Source organism: Pseudomonas shahriarae (genome assembly GCF_014268455.2).
GTDB lineage: Bacteria > Pseudomonadota > Gammaproteobacteria > Pseudomonadales > Pseudomonadaceae > Aquipseudomonas > Aquipseudomonas shahriarae.
Genome location: NZ_CP077085.1, coordinates 5,413,587 through 5,435,478 on the forward strand (window position 1 = coordinate 5,413,587; position 21,892 = coordinate 5,435,478).

Below are 21,892 nucleotides of genomic sequence, written 5' to 3' on the forward strand. Positions count from 1 at the left end.
TGTGTGGTCTTTTGCCGCGTGACAGGTTGACTCAGCGAAATAGATGTCTTGCTAAGGATATTTCCTTTCCAGCAACTATTTGTTACAGCTTGATGCTAATCTCGGCGCTTCCCAGGTTCAGTCCAGTCCTTGCCGATGCCCAGTGAAACCCCGCTGCTGTTACGTCATCACCGCCCTTTCATCGCGTTCTGGCTGGCGCGGATTTTTACCGCCAGCGGCTTCCAGATGCTCACCGTGGCCATCGGCTGGAACCTCTACCAACTGACTGGCAATGTGCTGGACCTGGGGCTGGTGGGCCTGGTGGAATTTGTGCCGCGGGTGCTGTTTATGCTGCACACCGGGCATGTGGCGGACCGTTATGAACGGCGTAAAGTCGCTGCCATTTGCCAGACGTTGCAAGCATTGATTGCTCTGGCGCTGGTGATTGGCAGCCTGACGGACAATGTCACCCGCGAGATGATTTTTATCCTCGCCTTCCTGCTGGGCTCTGCCCGCTCCTTCGAAATGCCCACAACCCAGGCCCTGCTGCCGAGCATCGTGCCCAGCGCCCTGTTCCCTCGGGCAGTGGCGGCGGCGCAGTCGGCCCAGCAATCGGCAACCATCGTCGCGCCGGCCCTGGGCGGCCTGCTTTATGCCTTCGGCAGCGCCTGGGTGTATGGCCCGACGGTGCTGCTGTACCTGATTGCCTGCATGCTGACCCTCAACCTCCCCGCGCGGCAGACCCCGCTGAACAAGGGCAAGGCCACCCTCGACTCGCTGCTCGCCGGGATTCGTTTTATCCGCAGCCGGCCGGACATCCTCGGGGCAATTTCCCTGGACCTGTTTGCCGTGTTGTTGGGCGGCGCCACGGCGTTGCTGCCGGTGTTTGCCAAGGACATCCTGTTGACCGGCCCCTGGGGCCTGGGGCTGCTGCGCTCGGCTCCGGCAGTCGGCGCGCTGTTGATGTCATTGTGGCTGGCACGGTTTGCCGTGGACCGGCGTGTGGGCCGGGTGATGTTTACCGCGGTCGGCGTGTTTGGCGTGGCGACCATTGCCTTTGGCCTGTCCACCTCGTTCTGGTTCTCCCTGGCGGTGCTGGTGGTGCTGGGGGCGGCGGACATGATCAGCATGGTGATCCGTGCCTCATTCGTACAGCTGGAAACCCCCGATGAAATGCGCGGGCGGGTCAGCGCGGTCAATGGGCTGTTTATTGGCGCGTCCAATCAGTTGGGCGAATTTGAGTCCGGCGTCACGGCCCACTGGCTGGGCACGGTACCCGCCGTGGTGCTGGGCGGGGTCGGGACGCTGGTGGTGACCGGGGTGTGGATCAAGCTGTTCCCGACCCTGGCCAATCGGGACCGCATGCATATGCCGGCCGAAGCGCCCTGAACCTGCAGGAGCCATCACTGGATGCGTAACTGAGTCACCAGGGTATTGCGGGGCGCGTTGATCGACGTGTTGCTGTACTCGAACCAGCCTGCGGCGCGGATATCCACGTCAAATACATAGATGTAGCCCATCAATGTACCAGCGCCATTGCAGGCCTGGCTGACGGAGCCGACCTGGCAAATCGCCGTCTTTTGTCCCGCAAGCCGCGCCCCATCAAAGGTCGCGATGGAATTGTTGCCCAGCCCCACTTCCATCACCGAGACCCGCGTCGCCCCACGGTGCTGGCACTGCCGGGTACGGTCGGCGCCCTCGGCGATGGACTCGCTGCAGCCCTGGGACTGCACCTGGAACACCCGCACTTCGCTCAAGGCCGGTGCAGGCGCGCCCCACGCCGGTGCCACCGCCAGCCACAGGCCGAGACAGGCGAACGGAGCTAGACTCCACGCGATGGCTTTTTTCATGCTCTGGATGACCCTGGACTGAACGTCGACGGAGTATGCCTCAAGGCCACACTCAACAAAACCGAGGCCGGGCGCCACAGGTCGTCGACCTGCTGGTATGATGCGCCGCTTTTTCCGATCCTCTGTAGAAAACACGCGGCGCTTGGCGCAGTTTGTGCTTTGACTTTGAGGTCAACAAATCACGGCGCCGAATGCGCCACAGGGAGCAGGCATGCTGGAAAAGCTGTTTCAACTCAAGGCACACAACACTAACGTGCGTACCGAGATTCTGGCCGGTATCACGACATTCCTGGCCATGGCCTACATCCTGTTCGTCAACCCGAGCATTCTCGGCGAGACCGGCATGGACAAGGGCGCGCTGTTTGTCGCCACCTGCCTGGCAGCGGCCATCGGCTCGACGATCATGGGTCTGATCGCCAACTACCCGATTGCCCTGGCACCGGGCATGGGCCTGAACGCCTTCTTTACCTACACCGTGGTCCTGCACCTGGGCCATACCTGGCAGGTGGCGCTGGGTGCGGTATTTATCTCTGCCGTGCTGTTTTTCCTGCTGTCGATCTTCCGCATCCGCGAATGGATCATCAATGCCATCCCCCTGCCCCTGCGTTCGGCGATTGCTGCCGGTATCGGCCTGTTCCTGGCGCTGATCGCCCTGCATAACGCCGGGATCGTGGTCAGCAACCCAGCGACCATGCTGGGCATGGGCGACCTGGCGAAGCCGGCACCGATCCTCGCCACCCTGGGTTTCTTCCTGATCGTGGCCCTGGAAGCGCTAAAAGTGCGCGGTGCAGTACTGATCGGCATCCTCGCGGTGACCATCGCCGCCATCGCGCTGGGCGTCACCCCCTTTGGCGGCGTGGTATCAATGCCACCTTCCCTGGCCCCGACCTTCCTGCAACTGGATATCGCCGGCGCCCTGGACGTGGGCTTGATCAGCGTGATCTTCGCCTTCCTGTTCGTGGACCTGTTCGACAACTCCGGCACCCTGATCGGCGTTGCCAAGCGCGCCGGCCTGATGGGCAAGGACGGTCACATGCCGAAAATGGGCCGCGCCCTGATCGCCGACAGTACCGCAGCCATGGCCGGCTCGCTGCTGGGTACCTCGACCACCACCAGCTACATCGAGTCGGCTGCTGGCGTGAGTGCCGGTGGCCGCACCGGGCTGACCGCCATCGTCGTGGCAATCCTGTTCCTGCTGGCACTGTTCTTCTCGCCGCTGGCGGCCAGCGTCCCGGCGTTTGCCACCGCCCCCGCGCTGCTGTTTGTCGCGGTGCTGATGACCTCGGGCCTGGCGGAAATCGACTGGGACGACATCACCGTTGCAGCGCCCGTGGTAATCACCGCCCTGGCGATGCCCTTCACTTACTCCATCGCCAACGGCATCGCCTTCGGCTTCATCGCCTGGACCGGTATCAAGCTGCTTACGGGCCGCTACCGTGAACTCAACCCAGCGCTGGTGATCCTGTCGATTCTGTTCGTGATCAAGCTAGGCTGGTTCCCCGCATGACTTTTGACGCAGCAAGTTACGCCCTGCAACTGCAAGAAAAGGTCACGCGCTTGCGTGACCTGCTCGCGCCGTTCGACGCGCCCGAGCCGCAGGTGTTCGATTCGCCCCTGCAGAACTTCCGCCTGCGCGCCGAGTTTCGCCTGTGGCGCGAAGGGGGTCAGCGCCATTACGCGATGTTCTCCCAGGATGACAAGCGCACGCCGATCCTGATCGAAGAATTCCCCATCGCCAGCCTGCGCATCAACCAGTTGATGCCGCAACTCAAGGCCGCCTGGCAAGCCAGCGCTGCCCTGAGCCACAAACTGTTCCAGGTGGAGTTCCTCACCACCCTGGCCGGCGACGCGATGATCACGCTGTGCTATCACCGCCCGCTGGACGAGCATTGGCACACGGCGGCCAACAAACTGGCTGCCGATCTGAACGTCAGCATCATCGGCCGCTCCAAGGGCAAGCGCGATGTGATCGGCCACGACTACGTGGTCGAGAAACTCGATGTCGGCGGTCGCACCTTCAGCTATCGTCAGCCCGAAGGTGCCTTCACCCAGCCCAACGGCACGGTGAACCAGAAGATGCTCAACTGGGCCTATGGGGCCCTCGGCGATCGCAGCGATGACCTGCTGGAGCTGTATTGCGGCAACGGCAACTTCACCCTGCCCCTGGCCACCCGCGTGCGCAAAGTGCTGGCCACCGAGATCAGCAAGACCTCGGTCAACGCCGCCCTGAGCAACCTCGATGAAAACGCGGTGGATAACGTCACCCTGGTGCGCCTGTCCGCTGAAGAACTGACCCAAGCCCTGAACGAAGTACGGCCGTTCCGACGCTTGCACGGTATCGACCTCAAGAGCTACGCGTTCGGCAGCGTCTTCGTCGACCCGCCCCGCGCAGGCATGGACCCGGACACCTGCGAATTGACCCGGCGCTTCGAGAACATCCTGTACATCTCCTGCAACCCGGAGACGCTGGCGGCGAACATCGCGCAACTGCACGACACGCACCGCATTACCCAGTGTGCAATGTTTGACCAGTTCCCGTGGACCCACCATATGGAATCAGGCGTGCTGCTGACCCGGCGCTAACCCTCGGCCCCGGCACACCTAGAAAAATGTGGGAGTGGGCTTGCCCGCTCCCACATAAGCCCACTCCCCCGGCTGTGCATCACTCCTCCTTGCGTGGCCGCCCGCCCTTCTTGCCATTAGCACGGGCGGCTGCGGACTTGGCGGCGCTGGTTTTACGGCCGTTGCGCGATGCCACCATGCTCGCCGCCAGGTCCATCAGGGGCTGACTCGTAGCGACCAGGCCAGTGATGGAAACATGCAGATCACGAGCTTCACAGCACAGTGCCTTGCCGCCAAAACCGACCTCCAGCGCCTGGAAGTCCTGCGCAGAAAAACCTTCGAATTCAGAGAGACCGGCCACCGGCAACAGGATGCGGCTGCCGTCGCCGAAGCCGATGGAAATGCAGTCGTCCTGGTAGTGCACGGAGCTGGCATTGGCGTACACCCGCTTGAGCTTGCGCCCACGGGCCACGGCCTTATCAACATCGGCGTCAGTGATCGGTGCATCAGGCCGGACTTTGGCTTTTACCGTTTTCATAACTCAATCTCCACGGATCCTGGCGCCCTCACCAGGTTCAAGATGGTTCGCCGCCCCGCCACATCGTGCCGGGCCCTGGCGATCACGTAGACACCTCGCCGGATGACCAACCCCGGCACGACCTCGTCGGCCTCCCAATCCCAGGAATGGTTCTCCAGGCAGACTGTTTGCAGCTTCTCCCACCAGATCCTTTGTGCCCGCGCCAGATAATGCGGCTGCATCAAGGTCTGGCGAATGCCTTCCAGAACGCTAGTGGCTGGTCGCCGCCGCTCGGGATACACATCCCACAACGCCACGTCCCCATCCAGGAAACTGAAGCGAAAACGCGCATCCCAGTCCTTGCCCATGACATGTACGTGCGGCGGGCAATGCTCATCCCTGAGCAACACTGCAATCACATATCCCTTGTAAGTGCCTACTTTCATCGTAACCCATCCGTTAGGTTATTTGTCGCCGACCAATGCTTTATCCAGCCCCAGCCGACAGCCGGCCTCTTCAAATTGCCAGAGCTGCCTCACAGACTAGTAACGACTGGCACCGCTTCAAATGCCGGGTTGTAACCGCAGATGCCCAGGCGGTCGTCGTTGAAAAACAGCCCCTCCTTGAACACATTGACGCCCATCTCCCAATCCCGCGACTCTTCAGCCTTGAGATACGGGCTGGGAAACACCCGCTCTGCCGAGTTGCCGCCATGGGGGCGACCGGTCAGTGACCTGGCCCTTGAGCGCGGTGCTGCGGATCCCGGGGGATGTAAAGCAAACAGGCGGGCATCTTAAGTTTTGTCGAGAATGGTTTCCAATTGACATCAACTCTTGGACAGTCCCGACAGGCTGCATTCACCGTTCGATAATCGAACGGTTATCTGCAGCACCGCGCTTGGCCAATTGACCAAATTAACCATTTAGTACATTTTGTCTCCATCCATAAAAACAACAGTGGAGACACCCCCATGCCGCCTATTGTGCTGGTCCTCAACGGCCCCAACCTGAACCTGCTCGGCACCCGCGAACCGGCCACCTATGGCCACGAGACCCTGGCTGACGTCGCCGCCCTATGCGGGCGTAGCGCCGAACAGTTCGGGCTGAAACTGGAATTTCGCCAGACCAACCACGAAGGCGAGTTGCTGGACTGGATCCATGGCGCCCGCGCTCGTTGTGCGGGCATTGTGATCAACCCGGCGGCCTGGACCCATACCTCGGTGGCCATTCGCGACGCCCTGGTGGCCAGTGAACTGCCGGTGATCGAAGTGCATTTGTCCAACGTGCATGCCCGCGAACCGTTCCGTCATCACTCTTTCGTCTCGCCCATTGCCAAGGCCGTGCTCGCCGGGTTTGGCAGCCACGGTTATCACCTGGCCCTCGAGCATTTCAGCCGGGAGCTCAAATGAAACCGCGCATTCTTGCCGGGCTGATCGGCGCCGGCATCCAGGCGTCCCGCACGCCGGCCCTGCATGAGCAGGAAGGCGATGCCCAGGGTCTGCGCTACTTGTATCGCCTGATCGACCTGGACCCGCTGCAACTGGACAGCAGCGCCCTGCCCGATCTGCTCAAGGCCGCCGAACAGATGAACTTCACCGGATTGAACATCACCTACCCATGCAAGCAAGCGATCCTGCCGTTGCTCGATGAGCTGTCGCCCGAAGCCCGGGGCATCGGCGCAGTCAACACCGTGGTCTGGCGCGATGGCAAGCGCATCGGTCACAACACCGACTGCCTGGGTTTTGCCGAAGGGTTTCGCCGTGGCCTGCATGACGCTGCGCGCCAACGCGTGGTGCAGATGGGCGCCGGTGGCGCAGGCGCGGCGGTGGCCCACGCGCTGTTGGCCGAAGGTGTCGGCCAGTTGAGTATTTTCGATATGGATCACGACCGCGCCCAAAGCCTGGCCGCCAACCTCAACCAACACTTTGGCCCTGACCGAGCGTGTGCCGGCAGCGACCTGGGTCACGCGATGGCGGCGGCTGACGGCCTGGTCAACACCACGCCCATGGGCATGGCCAAGCTACCGGGCATGCCCGTGCCAGCAGCATTGTTGCGCGCGGATTTGTGGGTCGCGGAGATCGTCTATTTCCCGCTGGAAACCGAGCTGCTACGCAACGCCCGGGCGCTGGGTTGCCGCACCCTGGATGGGGGGAATATGGCGGTGTTCCAGGCGGTGAAGGCGTTTGAATTGTTCAGTGGTGAGAAAGCAGATGCACAAAGGATGCTCGCTCATTTCCAGAGCATGAATACTTCACTGTAGAAACCGGATCCTAATGTGGGAGCTGGCTTGCCTGCTCCCACACAATTGAATTCGGCGGTGGATCAGGCCTGCAGGTAACGCAGCACCGACTCGCAGATCATCGCCCGATGCCGCTGCTTGATTGCTTCATCCGACAATTCGATCTGAAAAATCTCACTGAAGGTATGCCGGTTGGATACCCGGTAAAAGCTGAACGAGTTGATCAGCAAATGCACATCCAGCGGCTCCAGCCCAGCGCGGAACACCCCCAGCTCCGCGCCTCGGCGCAAGGTCGCGCCCAGTGCTTCAAGGATATTGCTGTTCATCGCCTTGATCGCGTCCGACTGCTTCACATACTCGGCGTTGTGAATGTTCTCGATGCTGACAATCCGCACAAAATCCACATTCTGGTCGTGGTGGTCGAAGGTGAATTCCACCAGGCGCCGGATTGCTTCACGGGGTTCCAGTTCAGTGAGGTTCATCCGGGTTTCGGTGTTGCGGATATCCCCGTAGAGCTTTTCCAGGACCTCGACGTACAGCTGTTCCTTACTGCCGAAGTAGTAATAGATCATGCGCTTGGAGGTGTGGATGCGCTCAGCGATGGCGTCCACCCGCGCCCCCGAAAGCCCCTGCTGCACGAACTCGACAATGGCTTCTTGCAGAATGTTCTCGCGGGTCTTTTCCGGGTTGTTCTTGCGGCTCTTGCGCGGCGCCAGGGGGGCGTCGGGCAGTTCGGAGGTCGGGGTCATGGTGCGCTCACGGCCATTTATGCAGGCCGTGATTATGGGCTGCCATGCCGTACGAAGGAAGCGGCAACGCCCTACAGCCTGGCCTGGCGCACTGCCCCACTGCGCGACTTGGCCATCGCCGCCAGGCGTACCGCCACATTCGCGGCGCCATAGCCGGCGTAACCGTTCTTGCGCTGGATAATCTCGAAGAAAAACCGCCCTTCAAAGGGTTCGGTGTACACGTGAAACAGCTCACCGCCCTGGGCATCACGGTCGTACAACACGTTGTAGTACGCCAGCTCGCTGAGGAACTGATCGTCGAAATCAAAACGCGCCGCCAGGTCATCGTAGTAATTGAGTGGGATATCCAGCAGCGGCACGCCCACCTCCTTGGCCCGGCTGACCTCGGCGAAAATATCCGCGCAATCGAAGGCAATGTGATGCACGCCCGAGCCACGGTAGCTGGATAACGCGTGGGAAATCGCCGTGTTGCGGTTCTCGGAAATATTCAGCGGCAAGCGGATCGAACTGCAACGGCTGCGCAGCGCCCGGCTCTTGACCAGGCCGTAGGGGTCCGGCAACACCACCTCATCGTCGGCCTCGAAATCCAGCAGGCTCTTGTAGAACAGCACCCAACTGTCGAGGCTGTCGGCCGGAAGGGCCATGGCCATATGGTCGATGCGCAGCAGCCCGCCGCCGCCGGTGCTGGCGGCCTGCAGGTTGAAATCAGTGTGGTAGATCCCGCCGGCGTGCTGGTCCACCAGGTAGATCAGGCTGCCATCCGGCGCGCGTACCGCCGCCAGCTCCAGCTCATTGGGCCCGACCAGCCCGCGATAGGGTTGGCCCTTGTAGGCCACCGCCCGTTCCAGGGCCTTGGCACTGTCCTTGACGCGAATCGCCGTGGCGCACAACGACGGGCCATGGGCCTCGAAAAAGTTGTGGGCAAAGGAGTACGGCTCGCAGTTGAGGATCAGGTTGATATCGCCCTGGCGCAGCAGGCTCACGCTCTTGGAACGGTGCTGCCCGGCCTTGACGAAGCCCAGGCGTTGCAGCCATTGGGTCAGGCGGGCGCCGAGGTTTTCATCCACCGCAAACTCGAGGAATTCGATGCCGTCGTACTCGCTGGCAGCCGGGGTCTCAAACAGGATATCCAGCGGCGCGGCCTGTTGCTGCAGGCGTTGGCGGGTCTTCTCTTCCAGGTACAGCAACGAGCGCAAACCATCCGCCGCGTTGGCCCGGGTGGGTGCGGCGCGAAAGCCATCGTTGAAAATCTCCAGGGACAGCGGCCCGGTGTAGCCACTCTGGATGATCGGCGCGAGAAAACCCGGCAGGTCGAACTCGCCCTGGCCGGGGAAGCAGCGAAAGTGCCGGCTCCACTCCAGCACGTCCATGGCCAGCAGCGGCGCGTCGGCCATTTGCACAAAGAAGATCTTGTCGCCAGGGATCTGGGCGATAGCCGTCGGATCGCCCTTGAGCGACAAGGTATGAAAACTGTCCAGCAACACCCCGAGGCTGGGGTGGTCAATCTCGCGCACCAGTTGCCAGACCTGTTGCCAGGTGTTGACGTGCCGGCCCCAGGCCAGGGCTTCATAACCAATGCGCAAGCCACGGCGCCCAGCGTGTTCGGCCAGCAGGCTGAGGTCATCGCGCAGGATCGAATGTTCACCCGTGGAGTCGGCAGAAGCATTGCTGCACACCAGCACCAGGTCGGTGCCCAATTCCTGCATCAGGTCGAATTTGCGTTCGGCCCGTTCCAGGTTGCGCGCCAGGCGGTCGCGGCGACATCCTTCAAAATCACGAAACGGCTGGAACAACGTGATGGCAATGCCCAGATCGGCACACATCTGCCGCACTTCACGCGGGCTGCCGTCGTAATACAGCAAGTCGTTCTCGAAGATTTCCACCCCATCGAACCCGGCCGCAGCAATGGCTTCGAGCTTTTCCGGCAGGGTGCCGCTCAGGGAAACAGTGGCGATGGAACGTTGCATGGGGTGACTCCCGGCAATGAAGGGTGGTCTTGTTTGCGGCAAATTATTGGCCGCGCGCGATAAAGCAGCAATTCAAAATGTACCAATCAGTTAGTTTTTCGGGCGATTATCGAACACAATGGCGATTGGCGAATTGACGATTTTTTAGCCACTGCGCACCATCGAATGCGCATCCAGGGCCGCTTTTTTTAAGGCGCAAACCTGTGATCAAGACCCAGAACACACCATAAAAATTTCAAAAAACGGGTACCTCTCATGCCTTCGCAAAATTCCGCCGTGGCCCCGCGCCCTGGCAACCCGCAAGCGGCCATTGGCGACAAGATTCGCGGCGCCCTCGCCGTCGGCAAAACCCGCTGGGGCATGTTGGCCCTGGTGTTTTTCGCCACCACCTTGAACTACATCGACCGCGCCGCTCTGGGCGTGATGCAACCGATCCTGGCCAAAGAGATGAGCTGGACGGCGATGGACTACGCCAACATCAACTTCTGGTTCCAGGTCGGTTATGCCATTGGTTTTGTGCTGCAAGGCCGGCTGATCGACCGCGTCGGCGTCAAGCGTGTGTTCTTCTGCGCGGTGCTGCTGTGGAGCATCGCCACCGGCGCCCACGGCCTGGCGACTTCGGCGGTGGGCTTTATGGTCTGCCGCTTTATCCTCGGCCTCACCGAAGCGGCCAACTACCCCGCCTGCGTCAAGACTACCCGCCTGTGGTTCCCCGCCGGCGAGCGCGCGGTGGCTACCGGGATCTTCAACGCCGGCACCAACGTCGGCGCCATGCTCACGCCAATGCTGTTGCCACTGGTGCTGCATGTGTGGGGCTGGCAGGCTGCATTTTTATGCATGGCTGCCCTGGGTGGGATCTGGCTGGTGTTCTGGGGCCTGAAGTACTACAACCCCGAAGACCATCCGAGCGTAAAACAGTCGGAACTGGACTACGTGCAACAGGAAGTCGAGCCCGAACAACCCCGCGTGCCCTTCAGCCGTATCCTGCGCATGCGTGGCACCTGGGCCTTCGCCATTGCCTACGCCCTGACCGCCCCGGTGTTCTGGTTCTACCTCTACTGGCTGCCGCCGTTCCTCAACCAGCAATACAGCCTGGGGATCAACGTGACCCAGATGGGTATCCCGCTGATCATCATTTACCTGACGGCAGACTTCGGCAGTGTGGGCGGCGGGATTCTGTCCTCGTTCCTGATCGGACGCGGCATGCAGCCGATCAAGGCGCGCCTGCTGTCGATGCTGCTGTTTGCCTGCTGCATCGTCGGCGTAATCATGGCCGCCGGCTCCAGCCAGCTGTGGGTCGCAGTGTTTGCCATCTCCCTGGCCATCGGCGCGCACCAGGCCTGGACCGCCAATATCTGGAGCCTGGTGATGGACTACACCCCCAAGCACATGATGAGCACGGTATTTGGCTTTGGCGGGATGTGCGCGGCTATCGGCGGGATGTTTATGACGCAGATCGTCGGCCATATCCTGACCGTGACCAATAACAACTACACCGTGCTGTTCACCCTGATCCCGGCGATGTACTTCATCGCCCTGACCTGGATGTACTTCATGGCGCCGCGCAAGATCCCCACCGTCGCGGTGTGACTCAACGCCGCCGCTGCTGCCAGGCAGCGGCCAAGCCACTCAGGCAGATCACCCCGATCCCGACCACCGTGGTCAGGTCCGGGGTGTGATTGAACACCAGCCAGCCCAACAGCCCCGCAAACACGATCTGGCAATAGCCGAACGGTGCCAGTAACGCCGGTGCAGCGAAGCGGAAGGCCTGGGTCAGCATCAAGTGCGCGGTCATCCCACAGGTGCCCAGTGCCAGCATCAACAGGCCATGGCCCAGGGTCGGTACCTGCCAGAAGAACGGCACCAGCGCGCTCATCACCAGGGTGTTGCACAGGCCGGCGAAGAAGTTGCTGGTGGTCGGGCTGTCGTACTGGCTGAGGATGCGGGTCAGCAGTTGGTAGAAACAGAAGAACAACGCCGAGACCAATGGCAACAACACCGCCGGGGTGAACAGCTCACCGCCCGGGTGCACAATGATGATCACCCCGACAAACCCGCAGATCACCGCCAGCCACTGGCCCCGCGTCACATGCTCGCCCAGCAGCGGCACCGACAGGGCCGTCACCAGGATCGGCGCGAGGAAGTTCACTGCGGTGGCTTCGGCCAGCGGGATGTAATGCAGGGCAGCGGTAAAAAACAGGCTGGTGCCCAGCAGGCACAACGCCCTGGCCACCTGCAACAACGGGCGCTTGCTGCGCAGTACACGCAAGCCCGATTGCGGCAGGAAAATCCCCGCCATCAGCAACGTATGCACCATGTACCGGGCCCATACCACCATCACGATGGGGTAAAAGCCGGCGAGGTATTTGGACAACGCGTCATGGCTGGAAAACAGAAACGTCGCCAGCACAATCAGCACGATGCCCTTGAAGGGATGGTTGACGCCGGAAAGAGGAGTGCTGAGGGTCATTGAATTCTCGTGCGTGACAGGCTGAAATGACCGCCGCAAGCAGTGGCACTCAACGCGCTAATCTAGAGCGGGTGGTGCATCGGTCTCAAGAGCATAACCAAACAGCGGGCGATCAGCGCACTAAATCGCCTAAACCCAGTCCAACGCTGCACGCCAGCCAGCCATTGCGCTTTTTTTAATCAAGGCCAATCCATTATGAAAAAAACACTGTTTATTCTCTCGACCCTCGCCCTGCTCAGTGCCTGCGATAAAACACCCGAGCCGCCCAAGCCGGCGCCGCCTTCCGTACAAGCGACCCTGGTCCCGGAGACCCTGCCCACCGACAAATGGGTCGGCAAGTGGGTCGGCGTCGAAGGCCTGCACCTGACCGTCAGCAAGGACGACAGCATCGGCCGCGGGCATTACCTGCTGAGCATGCAGTACGGCCTCGATGCCGACGCCTCCGGCACCTTCAAGGGCCAGGCCAGCGAAGACGGCATCACCTTCAACCGCCCGGACGGCCCGCAAATACTGCGTGCCGGCGACGGCGCCGCCACCGGTTTGAAATGGCTGGCTGATAAAAAAGATTGCCTGGTGGTCAATACGGGCGAAGGGTATTGCCGCGAATAACGGCCATACTCAATCACGGCGCTAACAACACGATCATCAAGAGGATTGCCCCATGCTATGGAAAAAGGGTCGACGCAGCGACAACGTGGTCGACGCGCGCAATGACGGCGGCGGCGGTGGCGGCGGCATGCGTTTCGGGGGTGGCAAGGGCCTGAGCCTGACCGCCATTGTGCTGATCGTCGGCATCGGCCTGCTCACCGGCCAGGACCCGATGCAGATCCTCGGGCAACTGAGCGGCCAGATGACCGAACAGGCCCCTTCGGTCAGCCCGCAAACACGCCAGGCGCCGCCCGCCAATGATGAGCAGGCAGATTTCGTACGCGCCGTGCTGGGCGACACCGAAGACACCTTTGGCCAGGTGTTCCAGGAAAACGGCCTGACTTACAAGAACCCCAAGCTGATCCTGTTCCGTGGCCGGGTGAATTCCGCCTGCGGTGGCGCGACCTCCGCCAGCGGCCCGTTCTATTGCCCGGCCGACCAGCAGGTCTACCTGGACCTGGATTTCTTCCGCGAAATGTCCCAGCGCTTCCAGGCGGCCGGCGACTTTGCCCAGGCCTATGTGATCGCCCACGAAGTCGGCCACCACGTGCAAACCCTGCTGGGCATTTCCTCGAAAATCCAGGTCGCGCGCCAGCAAGGCCGGCAGATGCAGGGCGATGGTGGCCTGCTAGTCCGCCAGGAACTGCAAGCCGACTGTTTCGCCGGGGTCTGGGCCAACCGCGCGCAAAAGCGCCTGAACTGGCTGGAACCGGGCGATATCGAAGAAGCGCTGAACGCCGCCAACGCCATCGGCGACGACCGCTTGCAGCAACAGGGCCAGGGCCGTGTGGTTCCCGACTCGTTCACCCACGGCACGTCGCAACAGCGGGTTCGCTGGTTCAAGACGGGGTTTGCCCAGGGCCAGATCAGCCAATGCGATACCTTTTCGGCCAAGAGTCTGTAAATGAGTAAACGAGCCGGATGGCTGCTGGGGTTGATGATCGGTTGCGCCACCACCCCCTTCGCCGCCGGGCAGGCGGTCAAGGTTGTCAGCCCCGAGCGTTTCTCCCTGCAAGCCGGCGACCTGAGCCTGGGCCTTAGCCAGGACTGGCGCCAGCCGCTGCCGCAGATCACTCGGGCGCTGATCATCGTGCATGGGCGCCTGCGCAACGCCCAGACCTACCTCAAAAGCGCCGAAGATGCCGCCGCCCACGCAGGGCAAGGCGCCAACACCCTGGTGATCGCACCGCAGTTTCTCAACGATGCCGATATCCAGCGCCATCACCTGGGCGACAGCGTACTGCGCTGGCACGGCAATGGATGGATGGCGGGCGATTCGTCAATCGGTCATGGCCAGATCAGTTCCTACGGCGCCCTGGACCAGATCATCAAGCACCTGGGCAACCGCCAACTGTTCCCGGCCCTCAAGGAAATAGTGGTCGCCGGGCATTCCGGTGGCGGCCAGGTGGTACAGCGCTTTGCCCTGACCGGCCATGATCACCCGGCCCTGCAAGCCGCCGGCATCAGCCTGCGCTATGTGATCGCCAACCCATCGTCCTACGCCTACTTCAGCCCGCAGCGCCCAGTGCAGTTAGCGCCGGGCAGTTGCCCGCAGTTCAATGACTGGAAGTACGGCATGCAAAAACTGCCGGCCTACGCCAACGGCCAAAGCCCCCAGCAACTGGAAAAAGCCTACGCCGCGCGGGATATCACCTACCTGCTGGGCCAGCAGGACACCGACCCCAACCACCCGGCCCTGGACAAGAGCTGCGCGGCCGAGAGCCAGGGCGCGTATCGGCTGATTCGCGGGCATAACTACTTTGACTACCTCAAGCAGCGGCATCCGCAGTTGAGCCAGAGGTTGATTGAAGTGCCTGGGGTTGGGCATGACGGCGACAAGATGTTTACCTCGCCGCTGGGGCAGAAGGCCTTGTTCCACTAATCCCCCAGGGAAAACCCAAGCCAGCTCCTACCGGTGATGCGTGGTGCCTGGGCTAGATCATCTGGCGCAATGCCGCGCAGTCTTGCGCATGCCAATCTGCCAGTTCCGGCCATGGGTTTTCGGGCAGGTTGACCAGCACCGTCCGCGTCCCCGCCGCCCGGCCGCAATCCAGGTCGAAGCGATAGTCGCCCACCATGACCATCTCGGCCGGCGCCACATCCCAGGCCTGGGCCAGTTTCAACAGGCCACCGGGATCAGGCTTGGGCGGGGCGTCGTCGCGGCCCAGCACATCTTCCACGGCAAAACAGTCCGCCAGGCCGATGGCTTTCAAGGTGATGTGCGCCAGCTCCTGGGCGTTGCGCGTCAGGATCCCCAGGCGACAGCCCCGTGCTGCCAGGTCGCGCACCAACTCCACCGCGCCCGTGGCCGCTACCGAGCCCAGCGCCAGTTCGCGCTCATGCTCCAGCAACCAGGCATGCTTGGCCGCCGCCTCCGCTGCTGGCAACGCAGCCAGGTGGGTGAGGATGTCATCGGCAGGCGGAATATCCAGGGCCACGCGGATCGCCGCAAAATCATGCACGGCCACCGTGAGGGTGCCGTCCATGTCGAACACCCAGTGTTTTACGTCCGTGAGGCTCATGCCCAATCCTTGCGATGGCGAATCAGGCCTTCCTGGGTCACCGAGGCCACCAGTTGGCCCGCGCGGTTATACACGCTGCCACGGGAGAACCCGCGGGAATTGCCGGCCCATGGGCTGTCCATGGCGTACAGCAACCAGTCATCGGCACGCAGGTCAGCGTGGAACCACAGCGCATGGTCAAGACTGGCCACTTGCATGTCCTTCTGCCACACGGTCTTGCCATGGGGCAGCAACGAGGTGGTCAGCAGGCCGAAGTCCGAGGCGTAGGCCAGCAGGTATTTATGCAGCGCCGGCAAATCGGCCAGGGCGCCATCGGCGCGAAACCACACATACTTGACCGGGTCGGACGGCTGCGGGTTGTACGGATCTTTTTCGGTCACCGGGCGCACTTCAATCGGCTTGGGGCACAGCAGTTTTTCGCGCATGGTCTCGGGGATCAGGTGCGCACGCTGCCGGGTCAGTTCCAGCTCCGACGGCAGGTTCTCCGGGCCCACCACCACCGGCATGGTGGTCTGGTGCTCGAAGCCTTCTTCGTCGTACTGGAACGAGGCGCTGCAGGTGAAGATCGGGTTGCCCTTCTGGATCGCCGTCACCCGGCGCGTGCTGAAGCTGCCACCATCGCGCACCCGGTCCACTTGATAGACCACTGGCAGCCCAGCGTCGCCAGGGCGCAGGAAATAGCCGTGCAACGAATGCACATGCCGCGCTTCTTCGACGGTCTGGCTGGCTGCCGACAGCGACTGGCCCAAAACCTGGCCGCCGAACAGTTGGCGAAAACCCAAGTCCTGGCTGCGGCCGCGGAAGAGGTTTTCTTCAATCGGTTCCAGGGTCAGCAAGTCGACCAGATCTTCCAACACTTGGCTCATTCAAACTCTCCTCACACAAAGCAAAACCGCGCAGTCTTGGCTGCGGCGGGTAAAAACATCGGGCGGCCTGCCTATCCGTGCAGCGTATCCAACCATTGGGCGCGGGTGATGCGGTACAACACATGATGGCGCAGCGGATCGTCCGCCGCGAGCCTGGGATGCTGAAAATCTGCCGCCGGATCGTAATGCATACCGATGGCCTGCATGACTTTCTGCGACGGCAGGTTGGCCTCGGTGGTGAAGGCCACTATTTCTTCCAACTGCAAACGGTCAAAACCACAACGCAATGCAGTCCAGGCCGCTTCACTGGCAAAACCCAGGCCCCAGTGCTCGCGGGCAAGGCGCCAGCCAATCTCCACCGCCGGGGTGAAGTCGGCGTCAAAGCCGACATTCATCAACCCCGTCAGGCCGATAAATTCGCCGCTGTCCTTACGCTCCAGGGCCCACGCACCAAACCCATACTCGGCAAAATGCCCACGTATTCGCCCGATCAATGCCGCGCTTTCCAGGCGGTCCAGGGGTGCCGGGAAATAGCGCATCACCTGCGGGTCGGCGCACATCCGGGCAAACTCCGGCAAATCGCTGTCGCGCCATTGGCGCAACACCAGGCGCGCGCTTTCCAACTGCAGTATCGGCTCCATCGTTCCCCTCCCTTGCCATGTGCGTGAGTGTACAGCGCTGTTAAGATCCGTCGCTGGTTCCTGTCAGAAATTGCCATGCCTTTGCCATTGATCTACCACGACGACTACAGCCCCGAGTTCCCGGCGGATCATCGCTTCCCCATGGATAAATTCCGGCTGCTGCGCGATCACCTGGTCGACAGCGGCCTGACCCAGGACAGCCAACTGCTGCGCCCCGAATTGTGCCCGGCCCAAGTGCTCGCCCTGGCCCATGACCCTGGCTATATCGAACGCTATATGAGCGGTGAGTTGTCCCGCGAAGACCAGCGGCGCCTGGGCCTGCCATGGAGCGAAGCCCTGGCCCGACGCACCGTGCGCGCGGTCGGTGGCTCGTTGCTGGCGGCCGAGCAGGCCCTGGAACATGGCCTGGCCTGCCACCTGGCGGGCGGCACCCACCACGCCCATTACGATTACCCGGCGGGCTTTTGCATCTTCAATGACCTGGCGGTGATCAGCCATTTCCTACTGGCCAGTGGGCGAGTCAATCGGGTGCTGATCTTCGACTGTGACGTGCACCAAGGCGACGGTACCGCGCGCATCCTCCATGACACACCGGACGCCATTACCGTGTCTCTGCACTGCGAAAAGAACTTCCCGGCGCGCAAGGCCGCCAGCGACTGGGATATCCCGCTGCCCATGGGCATGGGCGACGCCGACTACCTCACGGTGGTGGACGATGCCCTCAACTACCTGCTGCCGCTGTATCAGCCCGACCTGGTGCTGTATGACGCGGGCGTCGATGTGCATAAGGACGACGCCCTCGGCTACCTCAAGCTGACAGACGCAGGCGTCGCCGCCCGTGACGAAAGCCTGATGCGCCATTGCCTGGGCCGCGATATCCCGGTGGTGGGCGTGATCGGTGGCGGCTACAGCAAGGACCGCCACGCCCTGGCCCGGCGCCACGGCATCCTGCACCACAGTGCGCAGCGGGTGTGGACGTCATCAGGTTGTCATTGAAACCTGGGCGTTACCCACAATGCCTGTGGAACGGCCTGTGGATAACTTGAGCGTAACCGCCTGTAAGGCAGGCACCACATAGCATGTAGGAAGGTGTACGTTTTTTGATCAGGCAGTTTCGCGGTCCTCGGGTAGAATGCTCGCCCTACTTCGCCGAACCGCAGTCACCCCCATGCCTCAGATCCCAGCCCAGCCTTTTCACGTCACGATCATCGGCGGCGGCCCCGCCGGGCTGATGGCTGCCGAAGTCCTGAGCCAGGCCGGGGTCCGGGTGGACCTGTATGACGGCATGCCATCGGTGGGGCGCAAGTTCCTGCTGGCGGGCGTGGGCGGCATGAATATCACCCACTCCGAAGCCTACCCGGCATTTCTTTCACGCTACGCCGAACGCGCGTCGGACATTGCCCCCTTGCTGGGCCAGTTTGGTGCCGAGGCGTTGTGCGAATGGATTCATGGCTTGGGCATCGAAACCTTTGTCGGCAGCTCCGGCCGTGTGTTTCCTACCGACATGAAAGCCGCCCCCCTGCTGCGCGCCTGGCTCAAGCGCCTGCGCGACCAGGGGGTAGTTATCCACACCCGGCATCGCTGGCTGGGCTGGAATGCCGACGGCGGCTTAATTATCCACAGCCCGGAGGGCGAGAAGACTGTCCACAGCGATGCCGTGCTGCTGGCCCTGGGTGGCGGCAGTTGGTCGCGCCTGGGCTCGGACGGTGCCTGGCTCAAGTTGCTGGAAGACCAAGGCGTGCCCTGCACCCCGCTGCAGCCCAGCAACTGCGGCTTCGAGGTGTCAGCCTGGAGCGAATTAATGGTGAGCAAATTCGCCGGCGCGCCGCTGAAAAACGTCGCCATAGGGTTGGCGGATGACAAACCCCGCCTGGGCGAATGCGTGATCACCGCAACCGGTATCGAGGGCAGTCTGATCTACGCGCTGTCGGCGCCGATTCGCGAAGCGATCAACCGCGACGGTTCAGCCACCGTGCACATCGACCTGCTGCCGGGCAAGCCGCTGGACAAGGTGCAGGCCGCATTGGCCAAGCCCCGTGGCTCACGCTCGATGAGCAAGCATTTGCACAGTCAGTTGGGCCTGGATGGGGTAAAGGCTGCGCTGTTACGCGAGTTGGCGCCCACAGGTCACTTCAATGATCCGGCGCAGTTGGCTGTGAATATCAAGGCACTGCCACTGACGCTGGTAAAAACCCGGCCGATGGATGAAGCCATCAGCACCGCCGGCGGCGTACCGTTTGAAGCGCTGGATGAGCGCTTGATGCTCACGCAGCTACCGGGGGTATTTTGTGCCGGGGAGATGCTGGACTGGGAGGCACCGACAGGTGGGTATTTACTGACGGGGTGTTTTGCCAGTGGGCGGATGGCGGGGCGTGGCATGCTGGAGTGGCTCCAGCGCCGATAGTTGCGGGCAGCTCAGGTCCGCCATCGCAGGCAAGCCAGCTCCTACATTTTGATCTGTGAACACATTCAAATGTGGGAGCTGCTGGCCTGCGATGAGGCCCTGACAGACGCCAAAGAAGTTACTTCTTCTTACGCGGCCCGGTATTAAACACAGGCACTTTGCGCACCGGCTTGATCGACGGTTCCGCCGCCACTTCCCCGCTTTCCACCCACTTGCCCAGGTTGCGCTTACCGCCACCCCCAGACGTCTTAGGCTTCTTCGGTTTTTTCGGCTTCTTCACCACCTGCCCGCTGGCATCGGTGTCGGGCACGCGGTGCTCCGGTTCGAAGTCCTGTTCCATTTTGCGGGTCAGGGTCTGGCGGGTCAGCATCTCGATGGCCGAGAGCATGTTCACTTCATCGGCACACACCAGGGAAATCGCCTCGCCGGTGTTGCCGGCCCGGCCGGTACGGCCGATACGGTGGATGTAGTCCTCGGCGACGATGGGCAGGTCAAAGTTGACCACCATCGGCAAATCTTCGATATCCAGGCCACGGGCCGCCACATCGGTGGCCACCAGGATCTGCACCTCGCTGGCCTTGAAACGGTCCAGTGCCCGCTGGCGCGTGGCTTGTGGCTTGTCGCCGTGGATGCCGTCGGCATTGATCCCCAGGCCTTGTAGCTTGTCTACCAATGCATCCACACCGTTGCGGGTCTTGGCGAACACCAGCACCTGCTTCCACTTGCCCTTGCGCATCAGATGCACAAACAGCTCCGCCTTGCGCTTCTTGTCCACCGGCACCACCCATTGCTTGACGGTGTTGGCAGCGACGTTGCGCGGGCTGACTTCGATGCTCAGCGGGTCAATAAGCATCTGCCCGGCCAGCAGGCGGATGTCATCGGAGAAGGTCGCAGAAAACAGCAGGGTCTGACGCTTTTTCGGCAGCATGCGGTAAATGTTCGCCAGCTCTTCGGAAAAACCCAGGTCGAGCATGCGGTCGGCTTCATCCAGCACCAGGGTTTGCAGCTGATTGAGTTTCAGCGCGTTCTGGCGGAACAGGTCGATCAGGCGGCCGGGGGTGGCCACCAGCACGTCGACACCCTTGCGCAGCTTCATCATTTGCGGGTTGATGCTGACGCCGCCATATACCGCGTAGGTGGTCAACGGCAGGTGCTCGGCGTACTGGGCGACGCTGGCGTGAACCTGCTCGGCCAGCTCGCGGGTCGGGCACAGGATCAGCGCACGCACCGAGTTGGCGGTGACTTTTGGCCCTTCCATGGTCAACCGTTGCAGGAGCGGCACGGCGAAGCCGGCGGTCTTGCCGGTGCCGGTCTGGGCCGCAGCCATCAGGTCGCGACCGGCCAGCACCGCCGGAATGGCTTGCGCCTGCACCGGCGTCGGGGTCTGGTAGCCAAGCGCCTCAAGGGCGCGCAGCAAGGGTTCGATCAGGCCAAGTGTGGCGAAAGTCATGTGTTTACCGTAGGAAAAATTCAGCGCAAGGGCGTAATGCGCGGCAGTTTACCTTATTTCCGGCTTCGGCTTGCGCCACTGGGGCAGGCTGATCAACAACACGGCGCTGATAATCACCAACATCGCCAGGGCTTCTTCCAGGCCAATGGTCTCGCCGACAAACACGATGCCCAGCAACACCGCCACCGCCGGGTTGACGTAGGCATAGCTGGTGGCCGCTGCCGGACGCACGTGCTTGAGCAGGTACATATAAGCGTTGAAGGCGATGATCGAGCCAAAGACGGTCAGGTAAGCCAGGGCCAGCCAGCCTTCCACCGGGGGCATCGCTTGCAGGTGCTCGCCCTTGAGTGCACTGCCGATCAACAGCACCACCCCGGCGATCAGCATTTCGGCGGCGCTGGCCATGGCGCCCTGGGGCAACGGCAAGTGCCGGCTCCATACCGAACCAAAAGCCCAGGAAGCGGCGGCAAACAACAGCAGCCCCGCGCCCAACGGGCTCGATTGCAGGTTGGAGCCCATATTGAGCATGGCAATGCCGATCATCCCCAGAATCACCCCGGCCCACTCCAGACGGGTATTACGCGCGCCCCAGAAATATCCACAGAGCAAGGTAAACAACGGCACCGTCGCCACGGCCAGCGCAGCGACACCGGAAGTCACGCCGCTGTGTTCAGCCACACTCACTGCGCCATTACCGAAGGTCAGCAGCAAGATGCCGATCATGCCCGCGGCCTTCCACTGCGCCCAGGTCGGTGCCGGCACCCCGCGCCAGCGCAGGTAGCCATACATCAGCGCCCCCGCAGTACAGAAGCGAATCCCCGCCAACATCAGCGGCGGCCAGTACTCCACGCCAATACGGATCACCAGGTAGGTAGACCCCCAAATCACATACAGCGCAAAAAAAGCTGCGATCAACGGTAAGGGAAAACGACGTGGGCCAGGCATGGGCAGCTCTGCAGCAGGACAAGGGATCGTTATTTTAGAAATCCACACCAGTAAACATAAGTTACAAAACCTGTTTAAAGCGCC

At 62.0% G+C, this 21,892-nt stretch carries 23 protein-coding genes; 11 read left to right on the plus strand and 12 right to left on the minus strand.

All coding sequences use genetic code 11. The annotated features are described in order from the left end of the window. Positions 1 to 135: 135 nt before the first annotated feature. Complete coding sequence (locus HU773_RS24205) at positions 136 to 1,368, plus strand: MFS transporter (protein ID WP_057958374.1); 1,233 nt, start codon at positions 136 to 138, stop codon at positions 1,366 to 1,368. A gap of 14 nt (positions 1,369 to 1,382) precedes the next feature. Here the strand turns inward: HU773_RS24205 and HU773_RS24210 are convergent, their stop codons facing one another. Beyond that, a complete protein-coding gene (locus HU773_RS24210) occupies positions 1,383 to 1,829 on the minus strand; it encodes a DUF4879 domain-containing protein (RefSeq protein WP_169990511.1) in 447 nt (148 codons plus the stop codon). A 211-nt stretch (positions 1,830 to 2,040) separates the two neighbouring features. Here HU773_RS24210 and HU773_RS24215 point away from each other — a divergent pair, with 211 nt between their 5' ends. Both HU773_RS24215 and trmA read left to right on the plus strand, forming a co-directional pair. Further along, entirely contained in the window at positions 2,041 to 3,336 is a 1,296-nt protein-coding gene (locus HU773_RS24215) for an NCS2 family permease (RefSeq protein ID WP_032861840.1), read from the plus strand. Then, a complete protein-coding gene (gene trmA / locus HU773_RS24220; RefSeq protein WP_128592783.1) occupies positions 3,333 to 4,412 on the plus strand; it encodes a tRNA (uridine(54)-C5)-methyltransferase TrmA in 1,080 nt (359 codons plus the stop codon). The genes HU773_RS24215 and trmA overlap by 4 nt, the downstream gene beginning before the upstream one ends. Positions 4,413 to 4,491: 79 nt before the next feature. On the opposite strand, the gene HU773_RS24225 is transcribed toward trmA, so the two are convergent. From HU773_RS24225 to HU773_RS24235, 3 genes are all read right to left on the minus strand, one after another. Further along, on the minus strand, positions 4,492 to 4,929 hold the full coding sequence (locus HU773_RS24225) for a DUF2442 domain-containing protein (RefSeq protein ID WP_057958372.1): 438 nt from the start codon (positions 4,927 to 4,929) through the stop codon (positions 4,492 to 4,494). Beyond that, positions 4,926 to 5,354 (minus strand): hypothetical protein, encoded by a 429-nt coding sequence (locus tag HU773_RS24230; protein WP_057958371.1) that lies wholly within the window; start codon positions 5,352 to 5,354, stop codon positions 4,926 to 4,928. The genes HU773_RS24225 and HU773_RS24230 overlap by 4 nt, the downstream gene beginning before the upstream one ends. An 89-nt stretch (positions 5,355 to 5,443) precedes the next feature. Then, positions 5,444 to 5,599 carry a hypothetical protein gene (locus HU773_RS24235; protein ID WP_164844804.1) on the minus strand — a complete coding sequence of 52 codons (156 nt, stop codon included), beginning with the start codon at positions 5,597 to 5,599 and terminating at the stop codon, positions 5,444 to 5,446. 279 nt (positions 5,600 to 5,878) lie between these two features. Between HU773_RS24235 and aroQ the strand changes: the two genes are divergently transcribed. After that, positions 5,879 to 6,316, plus strand: coding sequence for a type II 3-dehydroquinate dehydratase (aroQ, locus tag HU773_RS24240; RefSeq protein WP_032861827.1), 438 nt, complete (start codon positions 5,879 to 5,881; stop codon positions 6,314 to 6,316). After that, the gene (locus HU773_RS24245) at positions 6,313 to 7,167 is read left to right on the plus strand and encodes a shikimate dehydrogenase (protein WP_169959801.1); all 855 of its coding nucleotides are present in this window, start codon (positions 6,313 to 6,315) and stop codon (positions 7,165 to 7,167) included. The genes aroQ and HU773_RS24245 overlap by 4 nt, the downstream gene beginning before the upstream one ends. 62 nt (positions 7,168 to 7,229) lie before the next feature. Here the strand turns inward: HU773_RS24245 and HU773_RS24250 are convergent, their stop codons facing one another. After that, entirely contained in the window at positions 7,230 to 7,895 is a 666-nt protein-coding gene (locus tag HU773_RS24250) for a TetR/AcrR family transcriptional regulator (protein WP_057958369.1), read from the minus strand. Positions 7,896 to 7,966: 71 nt separating this feature from the next. Then, a complete protein-coding gene (gene quiC, locus HU773_RS24255; protein ID WP_186625030.1) occupies positions 7,967 to 9,862 on the minus strand; it encodes a 3-dehydroshikimate dehydratase QuiC in 1,896 nt (631 codons plus the stop codon). Between the two features lie 255 nt (positions 9,863 to 10,117). On the opposite strand from quiC, the gene HU773_RS24260 reads away from it, so the two are divergent. Continuing rightward, positions 10,118 to 11,452: an MFS transporter gene (locus tag HU773_RS24260; RefSeq protein ID WP_057441156.1), complete on the plus strand. Its 1,335-nt coding sequence runs from the start codon at positions 10,118 to 10,120 to the stop codon at positions 11,450 to 11,452. 1 nt (position 11,453) lies between these two features. On the opposite strand, the gene HU773_RS24265 is transcribed toward HU773_RS24260, so the two are convergent. Then, entirely contained in the window at positions 11,454 to 12,332 is an 879-nt protein-coding gene (locus tag HU773_RS24265; protein ID WP_057441158.1) for a DMT family transporter, read from the minus strand. A 195-nt stretch (positions 12,333 to 12,527) separates the two neighbouring features. Here HU773_RS24265 and HU773_RS24270 point away from each other — a divergent pair, with 195 nt between their 5' ends. The 3 genes from HU773_RS24270 to HU773_RS24280 are packed head-to-tail and all read left to right on the plus strand — an operon-like array spanning position 12,528 to position 14,862. Next, positions 12,528 to 12,941: a hypothetical protein gene (locus HU773_RS24270; protein ID WP_057958367.1), complete on the plus strand. Its 414-nt coding sequence runs from the start codon at positions 12,528 to 12,530 to the stop codon at positions 12,939 to 12,941. A gap of 52 nt (positions 12,942 to 12,993) precedes the next feature. Next, a complete protein-coding gene (gene ypfJ, locus HU773_RS24275) occupies positions 12,994 to 13,884 on the plus strand; it encodes a KPN_02809 family neutral zinc metallopeptidase (RefSeq protein ID WP_057441162.1) in 891 nt (296 codons plus the stop codon). Next, positions 13,885 to 14,862, plus strand: coding sequence for an alpha/beta fold hydrolase (locus HU773_RS24280; RefSeq protein ID WP_057958365.1), 978 nt, complete (start codon positions 13,885 to 13,887; stop codon positions 14,860 to 14,862). 52 nt (positions 14,863 to 14,914) lie between these two features. Here HU773_RS24280 and HU773_RS24285 read toward each other — a convergent pair whose 3' ends face one another. The 3 genes from HU773_RS24285 to HU773_RS24295 form a co-directional block, all read right to left on the minus strand. Beyond that, the gene (locus HU773_RS24285) at positions 14,915 to 15,502 is read right to left on the minus strand and encodes an HAD family hydrolase (RefSeq protein WP_057958364.1); all 588 of its coding nucleotides are present in this window, start codon (positions 15,500 to 15,502) and stop codon (positions 14,915 to 14,917) included. Next, the gene (gene tesB / locus HU773_RS24290) at positions 15,499 to 16,368 is read right to left on the minus strand and encodes an acyl-CoA thioesterase II (protein ID WP_057441166.1); all 870 of its coding nucleotides are present in this window, start codon (positions 16,366 to 16,368) and stop codon (positions 15,499 to 15,501) included. The genes HU773_RS24285 and tesB overlap by 4 nt, the downstream gene beginning before the upstream one ends. 71 nt (positions 16,369 to 16,439) lie before the next feature. Further along, positions 16,440 to 17,009, minus strand: a complete 570-nt coding sequence (locus HU773_RS24295) for a GNAT family N-acetyltransferase (RefSeq protein WP_057958363.1) — start codon at positions 17,007 to 17,009, stop codon at positions 16,440 to 16,442. Positions 17,010 to 17,084: 75 nt separating this feature from the next. Between HU773_RS24295 and HU773_RS24300 the strand changes: the two genes are divergently transcribed. Continuing rightward, a complete protein-coding gene (locus HU773_RS24300; RefSeq protein WP_186625028.1) occupies positions 17,085 to 18,005 on the plus strand; it encodes a histone deacetylase family protein in 921 nt (306 codons plus the stop codon). A gap of 172 nt (positions 18,006 to 18,177) precedes the next feature. After that, positions 18,178 to 19,413, plus strand: coding sequence for a TIGR03862 family flavoprotein (locus tag HU773_RS24305; protein ID WP_186625026.1), 1,236 nt, complete (start codon positions 18,178 to 18,180; stop codon positions 19,411 to 19,413). Positions 19,414 to 19,531: 118 nt separating this feature from the next. Here the strand turns inward: HU773_RS24305 and rhlE1 are convergent, their stop codons facing one another. Both rhlE1 and yedA read right to left on the minus strand, forming a co-directional pair. Beyond that, positions 19,532 to 20,863, minus strand: coding sequence for an RNA helicase RhlE1 (gene rhlE1, locus HU773_RS24310; protein WP_057958361.1), 1,332 nt, complete (start codon positions 20,861 to 20,863; stop codon positions 19,532 to 19,534). A 48-nt stretch (positions 20,864 to 20,911) separates the two neighbouring features. After that, complete coding sequence (yedA, locus tag HU773_RS24315) at positions 20,912 to 21,808, minus strand: drug/metabolite exporter YedA (RefSeq protein WP_057958360.1); 897 nt, start codon at positions 21,806 to 21,808, stop codon at positions 20,912 to 20,914. Between the last annotated feature and the right edge of the window lie 84 nt (positions 21,809 to 21,892).

Excerpts from the sequence above, each read along its gene's own strand:
- HU773_RS24205 (WP_057958374.1), top strand. The coding sequence starts at position 136 with ATGCCCAGTGAAACCCCGCTGCTGTTACGTCATCACCGCCCTTTCATC.
- HU773_RS24210 (WP_169990511.1), bottom strand. The coding sequence starts at position 1,829 with ATGAAAAAAGCCATCGCGTGGAGTCTAGCTCCGTTCGCCTGTCTCGGC.
- HU773_RS24215 (WP_032861840.1), top strand. The coding sequence starts at position 2,041 with ATGCTGGAAAAGCTGTTTCAACTCAAGGCACACAACACTAACGTGCGT.
- trmA (WP_128592783.1), top strand. The coding sequence starts at position 3,333 with ATGACTTTTGACGCAGCAAGTTACGCCCTGCAACTGCAAGAAAAGGTC.
- HU773_RS24225 (WP_057958372.1), bottom strand. The coding sequence starts at position 4,929 with ATGAAAACGGTAAAAGCCAAAGTCCGGCCTGATGCACCGATCACTGAC.
- HU773_RS24230 (WP_057958371.1), bottom strand. The coding sequence starts at position 5,354 with ATGAAAGTAGGCACTTACAAGGGATATGTGATTGCAGTGTTGCTCAGG.
- aroQ (WP_032861827.1), top strand. The coding sequence starts at position 5,879 with ATGCCGCCTATTGTGCTGGTCCTCAACGGCCCCAACCTGAACCTGCTC.
- HU773_RS24245 (WP_169959801.1), top strand. The coding sequence starts at position 6,313 with ATGAAACCGCGCATTCTTGCCGGGCTGATCGGCGCCGGCATCCAGGCG.
- HU773_RS24250 (WP_057958369.1), bottom strand. The coding sequence starts at position 7,895 with ATGACCCCGACCTCCGAACTGCCCGACGCCCCCCTGGCGCCGCGCAAG.
- quiC (WP_186625030.1), bottom strand. The coding sequence starts at position 9,862 with ATGCAACGTTCCATCGCCACTGTTTCCCTGAGCGGCACCCTGCCGGAA.
- HU773_RS24260 (WP_057441156.1), top strand. The coding sequence starts at position 10,118 with ATGCCTTCGCAAAATTCCGCCGTGGCCCCGCGCCCTGGCAACCCGCAA.
- HU773_RS24265 (WP_057441158.1), bottom strand. The coding sequence starts at position 12,332 with ATGACCCTCAGCACTCCTCTTTCCGGCGTCAACCATCCCTTCAAGGGC.
- HU773_RS24270 (WP_057958367.1), top strand. The coding sequence starts at position 12,528 with ATGAAAAAAACACTGTTTATTCTCTCGACCCTCGCCCTGCTCAGTGCC.
- ypfJ (WP_057441162.1), top strand. The coding sequence starts at position 12,994 with ATGCTATGGAAAAAGGGTCGACGCAGCGACAACGTGGTCGACGCGCGC.
- HU773_RS24280 (WP_057958365.1), top strand. The coding sequence starts at position 13,885 with ATGAGTAAACGAGCCGGATGGCTGCTGGGGTTGATGATCGGTTGCGCC.
- HU773_RS24285 (WP_057958364.1), bottom strand. The coding sequence starts at position 15,502 with ATGAGCCTCACGGACGTAAAACACTGGGTGTTCGACATGGACGGCACC.
- tesB (WP_057441166.1), bottom strand. The coding sequence starts at position 16,368 with ATGAGCCAAGTGTTGGAAGATCTGGTCGACTTGCTGACCCTGGAACCG.
- HU773_RS24295 (WP_057958363.1), bottom strand. The coding sequence starts at position 17,009 with ATGGAGCCGATACTGCAGTTGGAAAGCGCGCGCCTGGTGTTGCGCCAA.
- HU773_RS24300 (WP_186625028.1), top strand. The coding sequence starts at position 17,085 with ATGCCTTTGCCATTGATCTACCACGACGACTACAGCCCCGAGTTCCCG.
- HU773_RS24305 (WP_186625026.1), top strand. The coding sequence starts at position 18,178 with ATGCCTCAGATCCCAGCCCAGCCTTTTCACGTCACGATCATCGGCGGC.
- rhlE1 (WP_057958361.1), bottom strand. The coding sequence starts at position 20,863 with ATGACTTTCGCCACACTTGGCCTGATCGAACCCTTGCTGCGCGCCCTT.
- yedA (WP_057958360.1), bottom strand. The coding sequence starts at position 21,808 with ATGCCTGGCCCACGTCGTTTTCCCTTACCGTTGATCGCAGCTTTTTTT.